Source organism: Mycobacterium sp. TY814 (genome assembly GCF_030755175.1).
GTDB lineage: Bacteria > Actinomycetota > Actinomycetes > Mycobacteriales > Mycobacteriaceae > Mycobacterium.
In genome coordinates this window covers 2,605,931-2,624,771 of record NZ_JAUFRY010000001.1, presented here as the reverse complement: position 1 = coordinate 2,624,771, position 18,841 = coordinate 2,605,931, and the positions used below count along the sequence as shown (strand labels likewise).

The 18,841-nt window shown below is 68.5% G+C and carries 16 protein-coding genes; 11 read left to right on the top strand and 5 right to left on the bottom strand.

Annotation, left to right across the window (positions count from 1 at the left end):
• Nucleotides 1-5: 5 nt before the first annotated feature.
• Genes QXH22_RS11505 through QXH22_RS11495 form a run of 3 tightly spaced genes read left to right on the top strand, consistent with a single transcriptional unit; the run spans nt 6 to nt 3,336 of the window.
• The gene (locus QXH22_RS11505) at nt 6-755 is read left to right on the top strand and encodes a DUF2786 domain-containing protein (RefSeq protein ID WP_306243216.1); all 750 of its coding nucleotides are present in this window, start codon (nt 6-8) and stop codon (nt 753-755) included.
• Nucleotides 752-1,246 carry a TIGR04338 family metallohydrolase gene (locus QXH22_RS11500; protein ID WP_306243214.1) on the top strand — a complete coding sequence of 165 codons (495 nt, stop codon included), beginning with the start codon at nt 752-754 and terminating at the stop codon, nt 1,244-1,246. The genes QXH22_RS11505 and QXH22_RS11500 overlap by 4 nt, the downstream gene beginning before the upstream one ends.
• Complete coding sequence (locus tag QXH22_RS11495; RefSeq protein WP_306275618.1) at nt 1,243-3,336, top strand: beta-glucosidase; 2,094 nt, start codon at nt 1,243-1,245, stop codon at nt 3,334-3,336. Before QXH22_RS11500 ends, QXH22_RS11495 begins: the two co-directional genes overlap by 4 nt.
• A gap of 34 nt (nt 3,337-3,370) precedes the next feature.
• On the opposite strand, the gene QXH22_RS11490 is transcribed toward QXH22_RS11495, so the two are convergent.
• Nucleotides 3,371-3,517 carry a metallothionein gene (locus QXH22_RS11490; protein ID WP_082658441.1) on the bottom strand — a complete coding sequence of 49 codons (147 nt, stop codon included), beginning with the start codon at nt 3,515-3,517 and terminating at the stop codon, nt 3,371-3,373.
• Nucleotides 3,518-3,644: 127 nt separating this feature from the next.
• On the opposite strand from QXH22_RS11490, the gene QXH22_RS11485 reads away from it, so the two are divergent.
• Nucleotides 3,645-4,301: an O-methyltransferase gene (locus tag QXH22_RS11485; protein WP_306243210.1), complete on the top strand. Its 657-nt coding sequence runs from the start codon at nt 3,645-3,647 to the stop codon at nt 4,299-4,301.
• Nucleotides 4,302-4,438: 137 nt separating this feature from the next.
• Here the strand turns inward: QXH22_RS11485 and ilvD are convergent, their stop codons facing one another.
• The gene (ilvD, locus tag QXH22_RS11480; RefSeq protein WP_306243208.1) at nt 4,439-6,133 is read right to left on the bottom strand and encodes a dihydroxy-acid dehydratase; all 1,695 of its coding nucleotides are present in this window, start codon (nt 6,131-6,133) and stop codon (nt 4,439-4,441) included.
• Nucleotides 6,134-6,228: 95 nt separating this feature from the next.
• On the opposite strand from ilvD, the gene QXH22_RS11475 reads away from it, so the two are divergent.
• The 5 genes from QXH22_RS11475 to QXH22_RS11455 all read left to right on the top strand — a co-directional run bounded on the left by QXH22_RS11475 (nt 6,229) and on the right by QXH22_RS11455 (nt 11,945).
• Nucleotides 6,229-6,519 carry a metal-sensitive transcriptional regulator gene (locus tag QXH22_RS11475; protein ID WP_306243206.1) on the top strand — a complete coding sequence of 97 codons (291 nt, stop codon included), beginning with the start codon at nt 6,229-6,231 and terminating at the stop codon, nt 6,517-6,519.
• A 115-nt stretch (nt 6,520-6,634) separates the two neighbouring features.
• A complete protein-coding gene (locus QXH22_RS11470) occupies nt 6,635-7,891 on the top strand; it encodes an MFS transporter (RefSeq protein ID WP_306243205.1) in 1,257 nt (418 codons plus the stop codon).
• A 132-nt stretch (nt 7,892-8,023) separates the two neighbouring features.
• Nucleotides 8,024-9,019 carry a L,D-transpeptidase gene (locus QXH22_RS11465; protein WP_306243203.1) on the top strand — a complete coding sequence of 332 codons (996 nt, stop codon included), beginning with the start codon at nt 8,024-8,026 and terminating at the stop codon, nt 9,017-9,019.
• A gap of 96 nt (nt 9,020-9,115) precedes the next feature.
• Nucleotides 9,116-9,697 carry a TetR/AcrR family transcriptional regulator gene (locus QXH22_RS11460; RefSeq protein WP_306275617.1) on the top strand — a complete coding sequence of 194 codons (582 nt, stop codon included), beginning with the start codon at nt 9,116-9,118 and terminating at the stop codon, nt 9,695-9,697.
• Nucleotides 9,690-11,945, top strand: a complete 2,256-nt coding sequence (locus tag QXH22_RS11455) for a molybdopterin-dependent oxidoreductase (RefSeq protein ID WP_306243199.1) — start codon at nt 9,690-9,692, stop codon at nt 11,943-11,945. Before QXH22_RS11460 ends, QXH22_RS11455 begins: the two co-directional genes overlap by 8 nt.
• An 88-nt stretch (nt 11,946-12,033) precedes the next feature.
• Here the strand turns inward: QXH22_RS11455 and QXH22_RS11450 are convergent, their stop codons facing one another.
• Nucleotides 12,034-14,025 (bottom strand): M13 family metallopeptidase, encoded by a 1,992-nt coding sequence (locus tag QXH22_RS11450; RefSeq protein ID WP_306275616.1) that lies wholly within the window; start codon nt 14,023-14,025, stop codon nt 12,034-12,036.
• 42 nt (nt 14,026-14,067) lie between these two features.
• On the opposite strand from QXH22_RS11450, the gene QXH22_RS11445 reads away from it, so the two are divergent.
• Nucleotides 14,068-14,706: a hypothetical protein gene (locus tag QXH22_RS11445; RefSeq protein ID WP_306243195.1), complete on the top strand. Its 639-nt coding sequence runs from the start codon at nt 14,068-14,070 to the stop codon at nt 14,704-14,706.
• Nucleotides 14,703-15,392 (top strand): hypothetical protein, encoded by a 690-nt coding sequence (locus tag QXH22_RS11440; RefSeq protein ID WP_306243194.1) that lies wholly within the window; start codon nt 14,703-14,705, stop codon nt 15,390-15,392. The genes QXH22_RS11445 and QXH22_RS11440 overlap by 4 nt, the downstream gene beginning before the upstream one ends.
• On the opposite strand, the gene QXH22_RS11435 is transcribed toward QXH22_RS11440, so the two are convergent.
• Both QXH22_RS11435 and QXH22_RS11430 read right to left on the bottom strand, forming a co-directional pair.
• Nucleotides 15,393-15,890, bottom strand: a complete 498-nt coding sequence (locus QXH22_RS11435; RefSeq protein WP_306243192.1) for an XRE family transcriptional regulator — start codon at nt 15,888-15,890, stop codon at nt 15,393-15,395.
• Entirely contained in the window at nt 15,887-18,820 is a 2,934-nt protein-coding gene (locus QXH22_RS11430; protein WP_306275615.1) for an efflux RND transporter permease subunit, read from the bottom strand. The genes QXH22_RS11435 and QXH22_RS11430 overlap by 4 nt, the downstream gene beginning before the upstream one ends.
• Nucleotides 18,821-18,841 lie beyond the last annotated feature (21 nt).

Below are 18,841 nucleotides of genomic sequence, written 5' to 3'. Positions count from 1 at the left end.
GCCGCATGACCGACGACAAGATGCTGTCCCGTATTGCGGCACTGCTGCGTCAGGCTGAAGGCACCGACAACCCGCACGAGGCCGAGGCGTTCATGACCGCCGCGCAGCGCCTGGCGACGGCCTCCTCCATCGATCTTGCGGTGGCACGGTCTCACTCCGCCAACCGTTCGGCGGCGCAGGCCCCGACGCAGCGCACCATCACGATCGGCGCCGCGGGTACCCGCGGGCTCCGCACCTATGTGCAGTTGTTCGTGCTGATCGCGGCGGCCAACGACGTGCGCTGCGACATCGCGTCGAATTCGACCTTCGTGTACGCCTACGGGTTCGCCGAAGACATCGACGCGACGCACGCCCTCTACGCGAGCCTGGTGGTGCAGATGGTCCGGGCCTCCGATGCCTACCTGGCCACGGGCGACCACCGGCCGACGCCGACCATCACCGCCCGGCTCAATTTCCAGCTGGCGTTCGGCGCCCGCGTCGGGCAGCGACTGGCGGAGGCGCGCGAGCAGGCCAGGCAGGAAGTGACCAACGACCGCCGGCGTGCACCCGGCACCGCCATCGCGTTGCGGGACAAGGAAGTCGAGCTGCGCGACCACTACCGCGAGACGTCGCGGGCCCGCGGCACCTGGCAGGCCAGCCGGGCCACCGCGGGGTATTCCTCGGCGGCGCGGCGGGCCGGTGACCGGGCCGGCCGGCGGGCGCGCCTGGGCAGCAGTCCCGAGTTGCCCGGGGCGCGCACCGCGCTGGGCCATTGAGCCGCGATTCCCAGCGCGCCAAGGTCTACGCGGCTGAGGAATTCGTGCGGGTCATGTTCGACCGTGCCGCCGAGCACGGATCGCGCAGCGTGGATTTCTTCGGCACCCAGCTGACGTTGCCGCCGGAGGGACGCTTCGCGTCGATGTCGTCCGTGCAGCGCTACGTCGACGACGTGCTGGCCCTGCCGGCGGTGCGCCGGGAGTGGCCGGACGTGTCCGGCCTGCGCGTGCGGGCGCGCCGCGGTGCCACGTCCGCGCACTACGAGAACCGGGACGGGGCAGGCACTATCGCGGTTCCCGACCGCGACACCGCGGACTGGGCGATGCGTGAACTCGTCATACTGCATGAGGTGGCGCATCATCTGTGCCGGGTGCCACCGCCCCACGGGCCTGACTTCGTGTCGACGATGTGCACGCTGACGGAGCTGGTGATGGGTCCCGAACTCGGCCACGTGCTGCGTGTCGTGTACGCGAAAGAGGGTGTGCGATGAGCTTCCCGACGGACGACCCGGACGCGCGGGCGCGGGAGGTCGAGGCCGCGCTGACCGACGACGAGCGCTTCACCCTGCTGGTGGGCGTGATGGGCGCCGGCGACATGTGGCCGCTGCATGACGAACGGATCCCGCCGGACGTCCCGATGAGCGCGGCATACGTGCCGGGGATCGCGCGGCTGGGGGTTCCGGCACTGCGGATGAGTGACGCCGGACTCGGCGTGACCAATCCCGGTTTCCGGCCGGGCGATACCGCAACGGCGCTGCCGGCGGGGTTGGCACTGGCGGCCAGTTTCAATCCGCAGCTGGCCCGGGCCGCGGGTTCCCTGATCGGCATCGAGGCACGCAGCCGCGGGTTCAACGTGCAGCTGGCGGGCGCGATGAACCTGGCCCGCGACCCGCGCAACGGTCGCAACTTCGAATACTTCTCCGAAGACCCATTGCTGAGCGCAGCCATGGCCGCCGAGCAGATCACCGGAATCCAGCAGCACGGCGTCATCTGCACCACCAAGCACTTCTCGCTGAATTGCAACGAGACCAACCGGCACTGGCTGGACGCGGTCATCGATCCCGACGCACACCGCGAATCCGACCTGCTGGCCTTCGAGATCGCCATCGAGCGCGGCCGGCCCGGCGCGGTGATGGCGGCCTACAACAAGGTCAACGGCGACTATGCCGCTGCCAATGCCGTGCTGCTCAACGATGTGCTCAAAGGGGCGTGGGGATTTCCCGGCTGGGTGATGTCGGACTGGGGTGGCACACCGAGCTGGGAATGCGCGTTGCACGGTCTCGACCAGGAGTGCGGAGCCCAGATCGACGCGCTGCTGTGGCAGGCCGAGACATTCGGCGCGCCGCTGCGCGCCGCCCACGCCGACGGGCGGCTCTCCGGAGAGCGGTTGTCGGACATGGTCCGGCGGATCCTGCGATCGATGTTCGCGGTCGGGGTCGACAAGTGGGGTCCCGCGCCGGATCCGGACATCAACGCGCACAACGACATTGCCCTGGATATTGCGCGGCAGGGAATCGTGCTGCTGCAGAACGGCGGGGCGCTGCCGCTGTCAGCCGGCCGGATCGCCGTCATCGGCGGATACGCCCACCGCGGGGTGCCGGCCGGCTTCGGCTCGAGCACCGTCGTACCGCCGGGCGGCTACGCCGGGGTGATCCCGATCGGCGGTACGGGTCTCGAGGCGGGGATGCGCAATCTGTACCTGCTGCCCTCGAGCCCGCTCGAGGAACTGCGGAAGCTGTTGCCGCAGGCGCACATCGAATTCGATCCCGGTATCAGCCCGGCCGAGGCGGTGCCGGTGGCGCGGGCAGCCGACGTCGCGATCGTGTTCGCGACCCGGGCCGAAGGCGAGGGATTCGACGTGGCCGACCTATCGCTGCCGTGGGGCCAGGACGCACTGATCTCCGCCGTTGCCGCGGCCAACCCGAATACCGTGGTGGTGCTGCAGACCGGCAACCCGGTGGCGATGCCCTGGCGCGAGTCGGTGAGCGCGATCGTCGCGGCCTGGTACCCGGGCCAGCAGGGCGGCCGGGCTATTGCGGAAATCCTTGCCGGACAAGTCAACCCGTCGGGCCGGTTACCGATCAGCTTCCCGGCGGACCTCGGTCAGACGCCGCGTCCGCAGCTCGGGTCGCCGACGACCATCCACTATTCGGAGGGCGCCGACGTCGGATACCGATGGTTCGCCCGCACCGGGCAGGCCCCGCTGTTCGCGTTCGGACACGGGTTGTCCTACAGCAACTTTGAATACCGCGATCTGGAGGTGGTCGGCGGAGACACCGTGCGGGTCGCGGTCACCGTCGTCAACACCGGTGACCGCAGCGGGGCCGATGTCCCACAGGTGTACCTGACCGCGACACCGGGCGAAGCCCGGTTGCGGCTGTTGGGATTTGAGCGGGTCGACCTCGAACCCGGGCAGTCTCGCCGGCTGACCATCGAGGCAGATCCGCGTCTGCTGGCGCGCTATGCCGACGGAAGCTGGCGCATCACGCCCGGTCAACACACGGTGGCGGTCGGAGCCTCGGCGGTGGACCTCACGCTGTCGGCGCAGGTGGAGCTGGCCGGCCGTACGTTCGGGCGCTGAGCGGCGCGTCCGGACGCACGACCGGCCGGCGGTTCTACTGGACGGGGACCAGGGCCTCGCCGCAGGTGCAGCGATAGGGCTCGGTGGCGCCGGAGCAGTGGCAGGGGACCTCGACGCGCACGCGGCAGCCACAGCCCTCGTGGCCACAGGTCAATTCGGTTCCAGCTTCGTGAGTTGCCATTTCGATATCACCTTCATCTTCTGTGGACGGTTGATCCGACTCCCAGCATATACCCCTTGGGGGTACGGGTAAACAATCCGGGGCAGGTATTTAGGCGGGGCGGCCCGGCCACGAGTTAGCGTTGGTCATGCCCGCAGAAGCAAACCCGCAAGCTGTCGACGCATTTCTGGACAGCACGCTGATCGGACCGGACCCGGCATTGGAAGCGGCGGTGCAGGCCAGCGACGCGGCCGGCCTGCCGCGCATCGCGGTGTCGGCGCAGCAGGGCAAGTTTCTGTGCCTGCTGGCCTCGGCCATGCAGGCGCGGCGCATCCTCGAACTCGGCACGCTGGGCGGCTACAGCACGATCTGGCTCGCGCGCGGCGCCGGCCCGCAGGGACGGGTGGTGACACTGGAATTCGACCCGCGGCGCGCCGAGCTGGCCCGGGCCAACCTGGACCGGGCCGGCGTGGGCGATCGGGTCGAGGTGGTGGTCGGGGCCGCTCTGGACTCGCTGCCGACCGTGACGGGCGGTCCATTCGACCTGGTGTTCATCGACGCGGACAAGGAGAACAACGCCGCCTACCTGGACTGGGCGATCAGGCTCGGACGGCCCGGCACGGTCGTGGTGGTGGACAACGTGATTCGCGGCGGCAAGGTGCTGACCGAGTCCGACGACGTCAGGGTCGCGGCGACCCGCGGGACGCTGCAGCTGATGGGCGAGCACCCGCACCTGGACACCGCCGTCCTGCAGACGGTCGGCGGCAAGGGGTGGGACGGCTTCGCGGTGGCGCTGGTGCGCTAGCTGTCGCGCCGATCATCGGGTGTGCGCTGACCGCATCCGGTGTGCGTCAGCTGTGCGGAATTCGCGGATTTGCCGCGGTGGACGCACACGCGCCGCGGTGGACGCACACGCGCCGCGGTGGACGCACACGCGCCGTGCTAGCCGCAGACCGCCCCGGTGGCGGCCGAGCCGACCAGCTTGACGTACTTGGCCAGCACGCCGGTCTTATAGCGCGGCGGCGGGGGAGTGAACCCCGTTCGGCGGGCGTCGAACTCGTCCGGATCGACCAGCACGTCGAGGGTGTGGTTGGCCACGTCGAGGCGGATCCTGTCGCCGTCGCGCAGGAAGGCGATGGGGCCGGCGTCGACGGCCTCGGGGGCGATATGCCCGACGCACAACCCCGTCGTTCCGCCGGAGAACCGGCCGTCGGTGAGCAGCAGCACGTCCTTGCCCAGCCCGGCGCCCTTGATGGCACCGGTGATGGCGAGCATCTCCCGCATGCCGGGACCGCCCTTTGGTCCTTCGTAGCGGATCACCACGGCGTCACCGTGAGTGATGGTGCCGTCCTCGAGTGCATCCAAGGCCGCCCGCTCGCCGTCGAAAACCCGTGCGGTGCCCTCGAACACGTCGGAGTCGAAGCCGGCCGACTTGACCACCGCGCCGTCCGGGGCCAGCGATCCGCGCAGGATGGTGATGCCCCCGGTGGGGTGGATCGGGTTGTCCAGCGCGCGCAGCACCTTGCCGTCCGGGTCCGGCGGGGCGATGTCGGCCAGGTTCTCCGCGAGGGTCCTGCCGGTCACGGTCAGACAGTCGCCGTGCAGCAGACCGGCGTCCAGCAGGGCTTTCATCACCACCGGCACGCCGCCGATGTGGTCGACGTGCGACATCACGTGCCGGCCGAAGGGCTTGACGTCGGCCAGGTGTGGCACCCGCTTGCCGATCCGGGTGAAGTCGTCGAGGGAGAGCTCGACCTCGGCCTCACGGGCGATGGCCAGCAGGTGCAGCACGGCGTTGGTCGAGCCGCCGAACGCCATCACCACCGCGATCGCGTTCTCGAACGCTTCCCGGGTAAGGATGTCGCGGGCGGTGATGCCCTTGCGCAGCAGTTCGATGACGGCCTGACCGCTGCGGCGGGCGAACCCGTCGCGGCGGCGGTCGGTCGCCGGGGGCGCGGCGCTGCCCGGCAGCGACATGCCCAGCGCTTCGGCGGCGCTGGCCATGGTGTTGGCCGTGTACATGCCGCCGCAGGCGCCCTCGCCTGGGCAGATCGCCCGCTCGATGGCGTCCACGTCCTCGCGGCTCATCAGGCCGCGCGCGCAGGCGCCCACCGCCTCGAACGCGTCGATGATGGTGACTTCGCGCTCGCTGCCGTCCGACATCTTGGCGACGCCCGGCAGGATCGAGCCCGCATAGAGGAACACCGATGCCAGGTTCAGCCGCGCGGCGGCCATCAGCATGCCGGGCAGCGACTTATCGCAGCCGGCCAGCAGCACCGAGCCGTCCAGTCGCTCGGCCTGCATCACCGTTTCGACGCTGTCGGCGATCACCTCACGTGAGACCAGGGAGAAGTGCATCCCCTCGTGTCCCATCGAGATGCCGTCGGACACCGAGATCGTGCCGAATTCCAGTGGGTAGCCGCCCGCGGCGAAGACACCCTCCTTGACCGCCTTGGCCAGGCGGTCCAGCGACAGGTTGCACGGGGTGATTTCGTTCCACGACGACGCAACCCCGATCTGCGCCTTGGCGAAGTCTTCGTCCCCCATGCCTACCGCGCGGAGCATTCCTCGTGCGGCGGCCTTCTCCAGGCCGTCGGTGACGTCGCGGCTGCGGGGCTTGATGTCGGGTTCAGGCATGCAGCAAGTATGCGGTGCGGCGGCATCCCGCCAAAATCGTTTATCATCGCAAGGTGATACCCCGTTGGGGTATGAGACGGCGTTGGGGAGAGCAGATGACGGCACCGCACGGATACGCGCAGCAGAAGGACAACTACGCCAAGCGGCTGCGTCGCATCGAGGGTCAGGTACGCGGGATCGCGCGCATGATCGAAGAGGACAAGTACTGCATCGATGTGCTCACCCAGATCAGCGCTGTGAACAGCGCGATGCGTTCGGTGGCGCTCAACCTGCTCGACGAGCACCTGAATCACTGTGTCACCCGCGCGGTGGCCGAGGGTGGCCCGGAGGCCGACGAGAAACTGGCCGAAGCGTCGGCCGCCATCGCGCGCCTCGTCCGCTCCTGACCGGGCGTGTTGACACGCAATGTTTGGGTAAAGCCCGGATACGTTGCGTACGGTGATCACGGCGCAATCTGTCCGTAAGCCACCTCGGCACGAGGACGGTGTGCCGACGAACAACATGACTGCCGAATCGGGAACCATCGCCGCAACCGCACGAACGTGGACGCCACGGATCGCGGTTCAGCTTGCGGTGCTCGCGGCGGCGGCCTTTATCTACGTGACCGCCGAGCTGCTGCCGGTGGGGGCACTGTCGGCGATCGCGCGCAACCTCAACGTGAGCGTGGTGCTCGTCGGCACCCTGCTGTCCTGGTATGCGTTCGTGGCCGCCCTGACCACGGTTCCGCTGGTGCGCTGGACCGCACACTGGCCACGGCGCCGCACGTTGCTGCTCAGCCTGGTGTGTTTGACGGTCTCGCAGCTGATTTCGGCGCTGGCGCCCAGCTTCGCGGTGCTTGCGGGCGGCCGGGTGCTGTGCGCGGTGACGCACGGCCTGCTGTGGTCGGTGATCGCACCGATCGCCACCCGCCTGGTGCCGCCCAGCCACGCCGGGCGCGCCACCATGTCGATCTACGTCGGGACGAGCCTGGCGCTGGTCATCGGCAGCCCGCTGACCGCGGCACTGAGCCTGATGTGGGGCTGGCGCCTGGCGGCCGTGTGCGTCACCGTCGCGGCCGCGCTGGTGACGGTGGCGGCGCGGCTGGTGCTGCCCTCGATGAGGCTGACCACCGACCAGTTGCAGTACGTGGGCCGGCGGTCGACGCATCACCGCAACCGCGGGCTGATCATGGTGAGCCTGATCACCATGATCGGCGTCACCGGACACTTCGTCTCCTACACCTACATCGTGGTGATCGTCCGCCAGGTCGTGGGAGTGCGGGGACCCAATGTCGCGTGGCTGCTCGCGGCCTACGGAATCGCCGGGGTGCTCTCGGTGGCACTGGTGGCGCGGCCGCTGGACCGCCGCCCGAAGGGCGCGATCATCGTCTGCATGGCCGGCCTGACCGCCGCGCTGGCACTGCTGAGTGCGCTGGCGTTCGGTTGGCAACGCTCGGCGACGACGGCGCTGGTGGTCGGGACGGCGGCGATCGTGCTGTGGGGCGCCATGGCCACGGCGGTGTCGCCGATGTTGCAGTCCGCGGCGATGCGCGCCGGGGCTGATGACCCCGACGGTGCCTCGGGACTGTACGTGACGGCGTTCCAGGTGGGCATCATGGCGGGCTCGCTGGCGGGCGGGCTGTTGTACGAGCGCAGCGTGGCGATGATGCTCACCGCGTCGGCCGGATTGATGGGTGCCGCGCTGCTGGCGATGGCGGCGGTTCGCCCGATCGTCGATACGCCTGAGACGGCAGATACGGCAATTTCACAGGACGGCTAACGTCGCAGGTCAGCGCCCTGAACTGGGCTTGGTAACGGCTGCGGCGGGTTCGTCGAATGGCTAAGCGGGGGTTTTGCTGTGCCACACTGGGGCCAGTTCAGGTCTTGACGTAGGTGACCGGAGGGAAAGAGTATGTCGCGCTCGATGAGGGGCCGCACGAGGGCTGGCCTCGTCGCCGCTCTCAACGCATTCGGAGTGGCCGCGGTGCTCGTGATGGGCGCTGGCCCGGCACTGGCGGACCCGGACGATGTGCCCGGCGACCCGGGCCCGGTGGTTGCGCCCGTCGAGCCGCCCGCGCCGGAGCCGATCGCGCTGCCGCCGCTGCCCGACCCGTTCGGCGTCCCCCCGGGCGACCCGGCCGCGGTGCCGGTGGCCTCCGGGCCGGTGGCCGGGCAGGACCCGACGCCGTTCGTCGGCGAACCGCCGTTCCGGCCGCCGTCCTTCAACCCGGTCAACGGGGCGATGGTGGGCGTGGCCAAGCCGATCATCATCAACTTCCAGGTGCCGATCGCCGACCAGGCGATGGCTGAGCGTGCCGTGCACATCTCGTCGATTCCGCCGGTGCCGGGCAAGTTCTACTGGATGACGCCGTCGCAGCTGCGCTGGCGCCCGCTGAGCTTCTGGCCGGCCAACACGGCGGTGAACATCGACGCCGCGGGTACCAAGTCGAGTTTCCGTACCGGCGACTCGCTGATCGCGACGGCCGACGACGCCACGCACCAGATGACGATCACCCGCAACGGCGTGGTGCAGCAGACCTTCCCGATGTCCATGGGGATGGCCTCCGGTGGGCACCAGACGCCGAACGGCACCTACTACGTGCTGGAGAAGATGCCGACGGTGGTGATGGACTCCTCGACGTACGGGGTCCCGGTCAACTCGCCGAATGGGTACAAGGTGACCGTGTCGGATGCCGTCCGGATAGACAACAGCGGCAACTTTGTGCACAGTGCGCCGTGGTCGGTGGCCGACCAGGGCAAGCGCGACGTCAGCCACGGTTGCATCAACCTCAGCCCGGCCAACGCGAAGTGGTTCTTCGACAACTTCGGAAGTGGTGACCCGATCGTTGTCAAGAACTCCGTCGGGACCTACAACAAGCCTGACGGCGCCTCGGACTGGCAGCTGTAGCCAGTTCCACCGAGCAGTCGCAAATCGCCCTTTCCGCCTCGGAAGGGGCGATTTTGCGTCTGGCCGCGGGCTCAAATTATGTATAGCATCATACATATGCGAAGTCCCCGTGAGCGGATGGTCGTGTCCGCCGCCCTGCTGATCAGGGAGCGCGGTGCGCGGGCGACCGCGATATCCGATGTGCTGGCGCACAGTGGCGCCCCGCGCGGCTCGGCCTACCACCACTTCCCGGGCGGGCGCACGCAATTGTTGTGTGAGGCGGTCGATTTCGCCGGCGAACACATCGCCTCGGTCATCACGGAGGCCGACAGTGGTCTTGCGCTGCTGGACACGTTGATCGCCAAATACCGGGAACAGTTGCTGGCCACCGATTTCCGCGCGGGCTGCCCGATCGCGGCCGTGTCGGTGGAAGCGGGCTTCGACAAGGACGACCGGGACCGGATGGCGCCCGTGGTGGAGCATGCGGCCGCGGTGTTCGACCGGTGGTCGGACCTGATCGCCGCGCGCTTCGCCGCCGACGGCATCGCCGCGGAGCGCGCCGGTGAGCTCGCGGAGTTCGCGACGGCTGCGCTCGAGGGCGCGCTGCTGCTCGCGCGGGTGCGACGCGACTTGGCGCCGCTGGACCTCGTGCACCGTCAGTTGCGTGAGCTGTTCGAAAGGAATCTGCCCCATGAGTGATTGGCAGCCCACCGCGTGCATCCTGTGTGAGTGCAACTGCGGCATCGTCGTGCAGACCGACGGCCGCACCCTGGCCCGGATCCGGGGCGACAAGGAGCATCCGGCGTCGCAGGGATACACCTGCAACAAGGCGCTGCGGCTGGATCACTATCAGAACGGCCGCGGACGGCTGACCTCACCGCTGCGCCGGCGCGCTGACGGCAGCTACGAGGAAATCGACTGGGACACCGCGATTGTCGAGATCGCCGAGGGCTTCAAGCACATCCGCGACACCTACGGCGGCGACAAGATCTTCTACTACGGCGGCGGCGGCCAGGGCAATCACCTCGGTGGCGCCTACAGCGGCGCGTTCCTCAAGGCGCTGGGGTCCAAATACCGCTCAAACGCGCTGGCGCAGGAGAAAACCGGCGAGGCGTGGGTCGACGGGCAACTCTACGGTGGGCACACCCGCGGCGAGTTCGAACATGCCGAGGTATCGGTATTCGTCGGCAAGAACCCCTGGATGTCACAGAGTTTCCCCCGGGCTCGGGTGGTGCTCAACGAGATCGCCAAGGATCCGCGACGGTCGATGATCGTGATCGACCCGGTCGTCACCGACACCGCGAAGATGGCCGACTTCCATCTGCGGGTGCGGCCCGGAACCGACGCCTGGTGCCTGGCTGCGCTGGCCGCGGTGCTGGTGCAGGAAAACCTCTGTGACGAAGCGTTTCTCGCCGAGCATGTGCACGGCGTAGCGACGGTGCGCGGGGTGCTCGCCGACGTTCCGGTCGCCGAGTACGCCCAGCGCTGCGGAGTCGACGAGGAATTGCTGCGCGCGGCGGCACGGCGCATCGGCACGGCCGGCAGCGTGGCGGTGTTCGAGGACCTCGGCGTGCAACAGGCGCCGAACAGTACCGTGTGCTCCTACCTGAACAAGCTGCTGTGGATCCTGACCGGCAATTTCGCGAAAAAGGGCGGACAGCATCTGCATTCGTCGTTCGCGCCGCTGTTCAGTACCGTCTCGGGACGCACGCCGGTGACCGGAGCGCCGATCATCTCCGGTTTGGTGCCGTGCAACGTCGTCCCCGAGGAGATCCTCACCGACCACCCGGACCGGTTCCGGGCCATGATCGTCGAAAGCAGCAACCCGGCCCACTCGGTGGCCGACTCGGCCGCGTGCCGCGAAGCGTTCCAGGCGCTGGAGCTGCTGGTGGTCGTCGATGTCGCGATGACCGAAACCGCCCGGCTGGCGCACTACGTGCTGCCCGCGGCGTCCCAGTTCGAGAAGCCCGAGTGCACGTTCTTCAACCTCGAATTCCCGCACAACGCAATGCAATTGCGTCATCCCCTGTTTCCGCCACTGCCCGGGACGCTGCCCGAACCCGAGATCTGGGCGCGGCTGGTGCGCGCGCTGGGAGTGGTCTCGGACGACGATCTGCGGCCGTTGTGCGAAGCCGCCGCCCAGGGTCGCCAGGTGTACACCGAGGCGTTTTTCGGCGCGGTAGCGGGCAACCCGGCACTGGCCCGGGTGCTGCCGTACGTGTTGTACGAGACGCTGGGTCCGACCTTGCCGGAGGGAATGGCCGGCGCGGCGGCGCTGTGGGGTCAGGCCCAGAAGACGGCGATGACGTACCCCGACGCCGTGCGGCGAGCCGGGCACGCCGACGGCAACGCGCTGTTCGACGCGATCCTGCACGGCCGATCCGGGATCACCTTCACGGTGCACAACTACGAGGACGACTTCGCGCTGATCAGTCACAGCGACCGCAAGATCGCCCTGGAAATACCCGAAATGCTGGATGGCATAACGGCTTTGGCGACGGCGCCGGAGCGCCTGACCAGCGACGAGCTGCCGATCGTGCTGTCGGTGGGGGAGCGGCGCGCCTACACCGCCAACGACATCTTCCGCGACCCGTCCTGGCGCAAGCGCGACGCCGACGGGGCGCTGCGGGTCAGCGTCGAGGACGCCCAGGCGCTCGGTCTCGACGACGGCGGCCGGGCGCGCATCACCACGGCGGCCGGCAGCGCGGAGGCCACCGTCGAGATCACCGAGACCATGCTGCCCGGACATGCGGCCCTGCCCAACGGTTTCGGGCTGGACTATGTCGGCGAGGACGGCCGCACCGTGATACCGGGGGTGGCCCCGAACGCCCTGACGTCGACCAAGTGGCGCGACCCGTACGCGGGCACGCCCTGGCACAAGCATGTGCCCGCGCGGATCGAAACGGTCGGCGCACCCCGGCGATCAGACGCAAAGTCGCACGCATAGCTGCGTTTTCGTGCGATTTCGCGTCTGCTCGCGCAGGAAAGGGCGCCCTGCTCGCGCAGGAAAGGGCGCCCTGCTCGCGCCGGAAACGCTAGTTCCAGATACGGACGCGCCGCGGCGGTTCCAGGAACAGCTCGTCGGATTCTGACACGTCGAAAGCCTCGTAGAACGCGTCGACGTTGCGGATGACGCCGTTGCACCGGAATTCCGGCGGCGAGTGCGGGTCCACCGCGAGCCGCCGAATTGCCTCGGCATCACGCGATTTCGTCCGCCACACCTGAGCCCAGCCGAAGAACACCCGCTGCACGCCGGTCAGGCCGTCGATCACCGGAGCGGGCTCGCCCTGCAGCGACAGCTGGTAGGCCAGCAGGGCGATCGACAGGCCGCCCAGGTCGCCGATGTTCTCGCCGACGGTGAAGGCGCCCTGGACGTGTGGTGGGCCCTGGTGGTCGGCCAGCGCGCGCGGTGTGTACGCCTCGTACTGTTCGATCAGCGCCTTGGTGCGGGTCGCGAACTCGGTGCGGTCGGCGTCGGTCCACCAGTCGACCAGGTTGCCGTCACCGTCGTACTTGGCGCCCTGGTCGTCGAATCCGTGCCCGATCTCATGCCCGATCACCGCTCCGATACCGCCGTAGTTGGCCGCGTCGTCGGCTTCGGCGTCGAAGAAAGGAGGCTGCAAAATGGCTGCGGGGAAAACGATTTCGTTCATCCCCGGGTTGTAGTAGGCGTTGACGGTCTGCGGAGTCATGAACCACTCGTCGCGGTCGACCGGTCCGCCGAGCTTGGCCATTTCCCGGTCGTGGTTGACGGCGTAGCCGCGCTGAAAGTTGCCGTACAGGTCGTCGCGGTCGATGACCAGCGCGGAGTAGTCGCGCCAGGTGACCGGATAGCCGACCTTTGCGGTGAACTTGTCGAGTTTGGTCAGCGCCCGCTGGCGGGTTTCGGGTGTCATCCAGTCCAGATCGCTGATGCTGATCCGGTACGCCTCCCGCAGGTTGGCCACCAGCGCATCGATGCGGTCCTTGGCCCCCGGCGGGAAATGCCGTTCCACATAGAGCTTTCCGACGGAGTCGCCCATCAGCGTCTCCACCAGTGCGACCGCCCGCTTCCAGCGGTCCCGGATCTGCTCGGTGCCGGTCAGCCGGCGGCCGTAGAAGTCGAAGTCCGCCTCGACCATCTCGCTGGTCAGCCACGGCGAGCGGGCGCGGATCAAGCGCCACCGGGCCCAGCTCTTCCAGTCTTCGAGGTCTTCACCGCTCCACAGATCGGCGAAGGCGCTGAGGTAATCCGGTTGCCGGACAACCAGTTCGGCGACGGCCTCGGGCGTGATGCCCAGGCCGCTCACCCATCCGGACCAGTCGAAGCCCGATGTCTCCTCCAGCTCGGCGAAGGTGCGCAGGTTGTAGGTGAGCTCGGCGTCACGGCGTTTGACCACGTCCCAGTGCGCGGCCGCCAGTTTGCTCTCCAGCGCCACGATGCGGGCGGCCGTTTCGGCGTGATCCTCCGCGCTGCCCCCGAAGACCAGGCTGAACATCCGGGCGATGTGGCCCGGGTAGGCGGCCAGCACGGCGGCATGCTGCTCGTCGCGGAAGTACGACTCGTCCGGCAGGCCGATGCCCGACTGGGAGAAGTGCACCAGGTAGCGGGCGGAGTTCTTGGAATCGGTGTCGACGTAGAACCCGACACCGCCGCCTACCCCGGTGCGTTGCAGGGCGCCGATGAGGGTCGCGAGCGCGCTGCGGTCCGCCGCGCCGTCGATGGCGGTCAGTTCGTCGAGCAGCGGCTGCAGGCCGCGTCGTTCCACGGTGTCCTCATCGAGGAAGCTGGCGTAGAGGTCGCCGATCCGCTGCTCGTCGGTCCCCGGTGCGGCCTGACTCTCGCTGGCCTGCACGATGATGTCGCGCACCTGCTCTTCGGCCCGGTCGAACAAGGTCCGGAAAGCCCCGTCGGTCGCGCGGTCGGCGGGGATGTCGTACTCGGTCAGCCAGCGCCCGTTCACGTGGCCGAAAAGGTCGTCCTGGGGGCGGGCGGCGGCGTCGACGTAGCTCAGGTCGATGCCCGAGCGGATGGCCTCTACTGTCACCCCGCCATCCTTCCATCTCTTTTCGGGTGCAACGATCGCACCATGCCTGACCAGGACGCCGAAGACATCGACGACACAGAAGACGCCGAAGACGCTGTAGATACCGACGACGACACCGACGATGACGCCCGGGTGTTCTCCACCTACGGCATCGCCTCCACCGTGCTGGGCCTCATCTCGGTGGCGGCGCTGGTCCTCGGCGGGCTGATCTGGTTCGGCCACCGGGACGACTCGGGCGAGCGCGTTTATCTGTCCCGGGTGATGGCGGCCGCGGCCGACTGGACCGAGATCCTGATCAACATGAACGTCGGGAACATCGACGCCAGCCTGCAGCGGCTGCACGACGGTACGGTCGGCCAGCTGAACACCGACTTCGAGGCCGCGATCATGGACTACCGGAAGGTGGTGGAGAAGCTGCAGGCCAAGAGCGCCGGCCAGATCGAGGCGGTGGCGATCGACACCGTGCACCGCGATCTGGACACCGTGCCCGGCTCCCCGCGGCCGGTGGTGACGACGAAACTCCCGGCGTTCGCCACCCGGACCGACTCGGTGATGCTGGTCGCCACCTCGGTCAGCGAGAACGCCGGCGCCAAACCGCAGGTGGTGCACTGGAACCTGCGCCTGGACGTGTCCAACGTGGACAACAAGATGCTGATCTCCAAGCTGGAGTCGATCCGATGAGGAACGCATGGCGGCTGGCGGCCTTCGATGTGCTGGCACCACTGGCGGCGCTGGTCGCGCTGTTCGGGATCGGCGCGGTGCTGGCCTGGCCGCGCTGGTGGGTCGCGGTGGCCGCCGCGCTGGCGCTGCTGGTCGTCGAGGGTGTCGTGATCAACTTCTGGCTGCTGCGCCGCGACGCGGTCACGGTCGGCACCGACGACGACGCACCGGGGCTGCGGCTGGCCGTTGCCTTCCTGGCGGCCGTGGCCCTGTGCGCCGCGGTGCTGACCGGATACACGCACTGGACCACCAAGGACGACGACTTCAAGAAGGACTCCGTCGCGGTGGTTCAGGTCGCCACAGGCGTGGCCGAGGCGGTGGCATCGTTCTCGCCGACGGCGCCGGGTGCCTCGATCGAGCGCGCCGCGTCGCTGATGGTGCCGGACAAGGCAGGCAAGTTCAAAGAGGAGTACACCAAGACCAGCGCGGACCTGCTGCAGCGCAAGGTCACCGCGCAGGCGTCCACGCTGGCGGCCGGTGTCGAGGCCATCGGGCCGTCCGCGGCCAGCGTCGCGGTGATCATGCGGGTCACCCAGAACGCCCCCGGCCAGCCGCCCAGTCAGGCCGCCCCGGCGGTCCGTGTCACTTTGAGCAAGCGCGGCAACGACTGGCTGGTGCAGGACATCGTCCCGATCAACTCACGCTAGCTAGTTGGAGTTGGCCGACCGCTCGTTCTTCACCCGGACGAACCGGTCGGACAACCGGCGCATCCGGATCATCAGTGAGGCTGACGGGCTGACGCTGCCATCGAGGTAGGTCGCGAGATCCTCCGGAGCTACCCCGATGCGCGAGGCGAACTCCTGCTGCACCAGGCCGGACCGGTCCATCAACAGCTTCACGTGCCGCGCCACCTCGGCGCGTTCGTTGGCCTCGAGATGGGTACGGGCGCGCTCGAGCACCTCCCAGAGCGCCTTGGCGATGCCGACGGGCCGGGTGCCGCGCAGAATCTCCTCGACCTGACGGGCCGTCCGGCCGTAGGGGTCGCGTTTGAGGGCGGCGGCGATGCGCTTCCAGGTGGCGATGTCGCCGCTCTGCAGGGCGGAGTGGATCGCCGCGGTGGACCAGAACTCCACCGGCTGGTCAGTGTCGGGTCGCCGCACTTGCGCAGCAGGCGCGGGATTTCGCTGGTCGGCAGCCAACGTCACCTCGCCTCCTCCAGCATTGCCACGGCCACGGACAGGCAGCGCTGCCTGACCTCCTCCCAGTCTGCCCTCGCATCGGGTTCGGGCCAATCCTCGTCCAGATCGGACGGATCAGGATCCGCGAGCCGGCGAACCAGCTCGGTGGCCATCCGTTGCGATTGCGAAGACGAGCCGAGAGGCTGACAACAGTAATACCTGTCCATCCCGGCCAGCACCATCGCGACGGTCTCCGGATCCATTGCGTCGACCATGTCAGCAAAATCGGCATAATCGCGGCTGCTGTTACGGCTCATGATCAAGTAACCCTTGAACCGCAGCGTTTCCGCCCCCGTCGGGATCAGCAGCCGGTCACCGGTCGGCAGTTGCACGTTGGTGGTCTCCACCGGGCTGCTGCGGCGGAATCCGTTCCGGGTGCCTTTGCTCTCCAGCGCGTCGAGGGCCACCGAAAGGCGCCCGCGCCACAAGGTGACCGGATGGACCGGGCGATCGGACCACGACATGGCCCGGGCGATGCTGCTGCGGGCCGCCAGACTGACCTTGCCGACCGGACCGGTGGCCAGCGCCACCGTGTCGGCCTCCGCCGATTCCGGGCCGTCCTTGCGGGCGCAACCGCTGAACGCCAGCGGGTCTGCGACGCAAATAGCATCGGGCGCAAGGTTTTTGAGCTTAGCGGCCGATTTGATCACCACCCGCAGATCGGCGCTGGGGGCGATCGCGGCGGTGATGTCCTCGGGGATGACGACGACGCCGCCGAGATCGACGTCGGGCAGCGGCCGGTCGAAGTCAACCGACGGCAGCATGCGACCCAGCCAGCCCGGTATCCACCAGTTCCACTTCGAGAACATCGCCATCAGCGCCGGCACCAGCACCAGGCGCACGATGGTGGCGTCGACCGCGATCGCGACGGCACACGCCACACCGATCTCGGCAACCAGGGGCATGCCCGCAAAGGCGAACCCGCAGAACACCGCGATCATGATCAGCGCCGCGCTGGTGATGGTGCGCGCGCTGGTGCTGACGCCGTAGGCCACCGCGTCGCGGGTGTGGCCGGTCTGCAGGAAACGCTCCCGGATACGGGTGAGCAGAAAGATCTCGTAGTCCATGGACAACCCGAACGTCATCGCCAGGACCAGCGGTGGAACGGTGCTGTCGATCGATGTCAGGTGCGGGAAACCGAGTGCCTCGGCCCAGCCCCACTGGAAGACCATCACCAGGCTGCCGTAGGCGGCCGCCACCGACAGCAGCGTCATCAGCACGCCCTTGAGCGCCAGCAGCACCGAATGCACCGAGAGCAGCAGCATGATGAAAGCGATCAGCGCGACGAAGCCCAGCACGAGCGGCTGGGTTTGCGCCACCCGCCCGTCGAAGTCCTTGATCAGCGCGGTCGAGCCGCCCACGGAGACCTGGGCGTCGCCCCCGACCCTCGGCAGTTGGCTGCGCATCCAGTCGACGGTGTGCCGGGCGCGCAGATCTTCCGGATCGACCGACAGCACCGCGTTGAGCAGGGCGCTCTTGTTGTCGTCGGCATATTGCGGCGGGCTCACCGAGGCGACGTTGGGCCCCTGCGCCATCTTCTCGCGCAGCGCGGCGAGCTTCTGCGCACGCACCGGCACGGCGTCTTGTCCCTGCGGCCACTCGGGGAAGGTCACCAGAACCTGGATGGGACCCAGTGCGCCCGGGCCGAGGGCCTGCGACGCCGAGGCCACCCCGGCCCGGATCTCGTGGGAGGAGTCGAACTGGCGCAGCAGGCTATTGCCCAGCACCATCGACAGCGCCGGCGCCGCCATCAGCAGCAACACCGCCGAGGCCGCCAGCGCGGAAATCCAGGGCCGGCGCATCACCCAGGTGACCCAGCGCGTCCAGAACCGGGACACCGTGCTCTCCGGCCGGCGTGACCAGTGCAGCAGCGGCGATCTCTTGGCCGCCGCCCGGGAGAACGTGGCCAGCAACGCCGGCGTCAGCGTCGCCGACGTCAACATCGCGACCGCGACCGCGAGGATGGCGCCGGTGGCCATCGAACGCAGCGCCGGGGTGTTGATCACGTAGATGCCGGTGAGCGAGGCGATGACGGTCAACCCGGACAACACCACGGCAAGACCGGAGGTGGCCATCGCCGCGTCCACGGCCTCCTGCGGCTGGCGGCCGGTGCGCAGTTCCTCCCGGAACCGCATCAGGATGAACAGCGAATAGTCGACGGCCAGCGCGATGCCGAACATGGACACCGTCGAGGTCACGAACACCGACATGGGCGTGTGCATCGACAGCGCATAGACCAGGCCCATGGTCACCACGACGGTGCAGACACCCAGCGCCAGGGGAATCGCCGCGGCAGCCAGCGAGCCGAACACCGCCAGCAGCACGATCAGGATGATCGGCAGGTTCCATTCCTCGGCTTTGGCGATGTCGTGCTTGGTGTTCGCGGCGGCCGCGGCGCTCAGCGCCCCCTGCCCGATGACGTAGAGCCGGACCCGGCCGTTGGCGGTCTGCCCGGACTGGTCGCCTTGGATGCCGACCCGTTCCCGCAGCTTCTTGGCGACGTCGCTGGTGCCGGGATTGCGGGCGTCCAGATGCAGGGACACCACGTAGGGCCGGTCAGGCTGGGGTGGGCGCTGGGTGGGGTTGGGCGCTTCGGTGACGCCGGGAAGCTCGCCGGCGATGCGTTTGAGCTCGGCGACCGCGTCGTTGATGTCCTGGTAGGTGGCGTCGGCGCGGGGGGCGGCCACCAGGGCCAACGGCGATGCCCCCAGCTCGGGATACTGCTCCACGAGTTGGTCGTGGACGGCCAGCGACTGGGAATTGGCAACCTCGAACCCGCCGCCGGTCAGATTCCCCGACTGCGTCATGGCCAGATAAACCGCCGGAACCAGGGCGAGCAGCCAGCCTGCAAAGACGAACCAGCGGTATCTGCGCAGGTTGCGGCTCAGCCGCATCATGAACTGCTGGATTTTCTATCT

Coding starts and splice junctions, on each gene's coding strand:
- QXH22_RS11470 (WP_306243205.1), top strand. CDS start 6,635: ATGACTGCCGAATCGGGAACCATCGCCGCAACCGCACGAACGTGGACG.
- QXH22_RS11440 (WP_306243194.1), top strand. CDS start 14,703: ATGAGGAACGCATGGCGGCTGGCGGCCTTCGATGTGCTGGCACCACTG.
- QXH22_RS11490 (WP_082658441.1), bottom strand. CDS start 3,517: ATGGCAACTCACGAAGCTGGAACCGAATTGACCTGTGGCCACGAGGGC.
- QXH22_RS11475 (WP_306243206.1), top strand. CDS start 6,229: ATGACGGCACCGCACGGATACGCGCAGCAGAAGGACAACTACGCCAAG.
- QXH22_RS11465 (WP_306243203.1), top strand. CDS start 8,024: ATGTCGCGCTCGATGAGGGGCCGCACGAGGGCTGGCCTCGTCGCCGCT.
- ilvD (WP_306243208.1), bottom strand. CDS start 6,133: ATGCCTGAACCCGACATCAAGCCCCGCAGCCGCGACGTCACCGACGGC.
- QXH22_RS11505 (WP_306243216.1), top strand. CDS start 6: ATGACCGACGACAAGATGCTGTCCCGTATTGCGGCACTGCTGCGTCAG.
- QXH22_RS11455 (WP_306243199.1), top strand. CDS start 9,690: ATGAGTGATTGGCAGCCCACCGCGTGCATCCTGTGTGAGTGCAACTGC.
- QXH22_RS11460 (WP_306275617.1), top strand. CDS start 9,116: ATGCGAAGTCCCCGTGAGCGGATGGTCGTGTCCGCCGCCCTGCTGATC.
- QXH22_RS11445 (WP_306243195.1), top strand. CDS start 14,068: ATGCCTGACCAGGACGCCGAAGACATCGACGACACAGAAGACGCCGAA.
- QXH22_RS11495 (WP_306275618.1), top strand. CDS start 1,243: ATGAGCTTCCCGACGGACGACCCGGACGCGCGGGCGCGGGAGGTCGAG.
- QXH22_RS11430 (WP_306275615.1), bottom strand. CDS start 18,820: ATGATGCGGCTGAGCCGCAACCTGCGCAGATACCGCTGGTTCGTCTTT.
- QXH22_RS11485 (WP_306243210.1), top strand. CDS start 3,645: ATGCCCGCAGAAGCAAACCCGCAAGCTGTCGACGCATTTCTGGACAGC.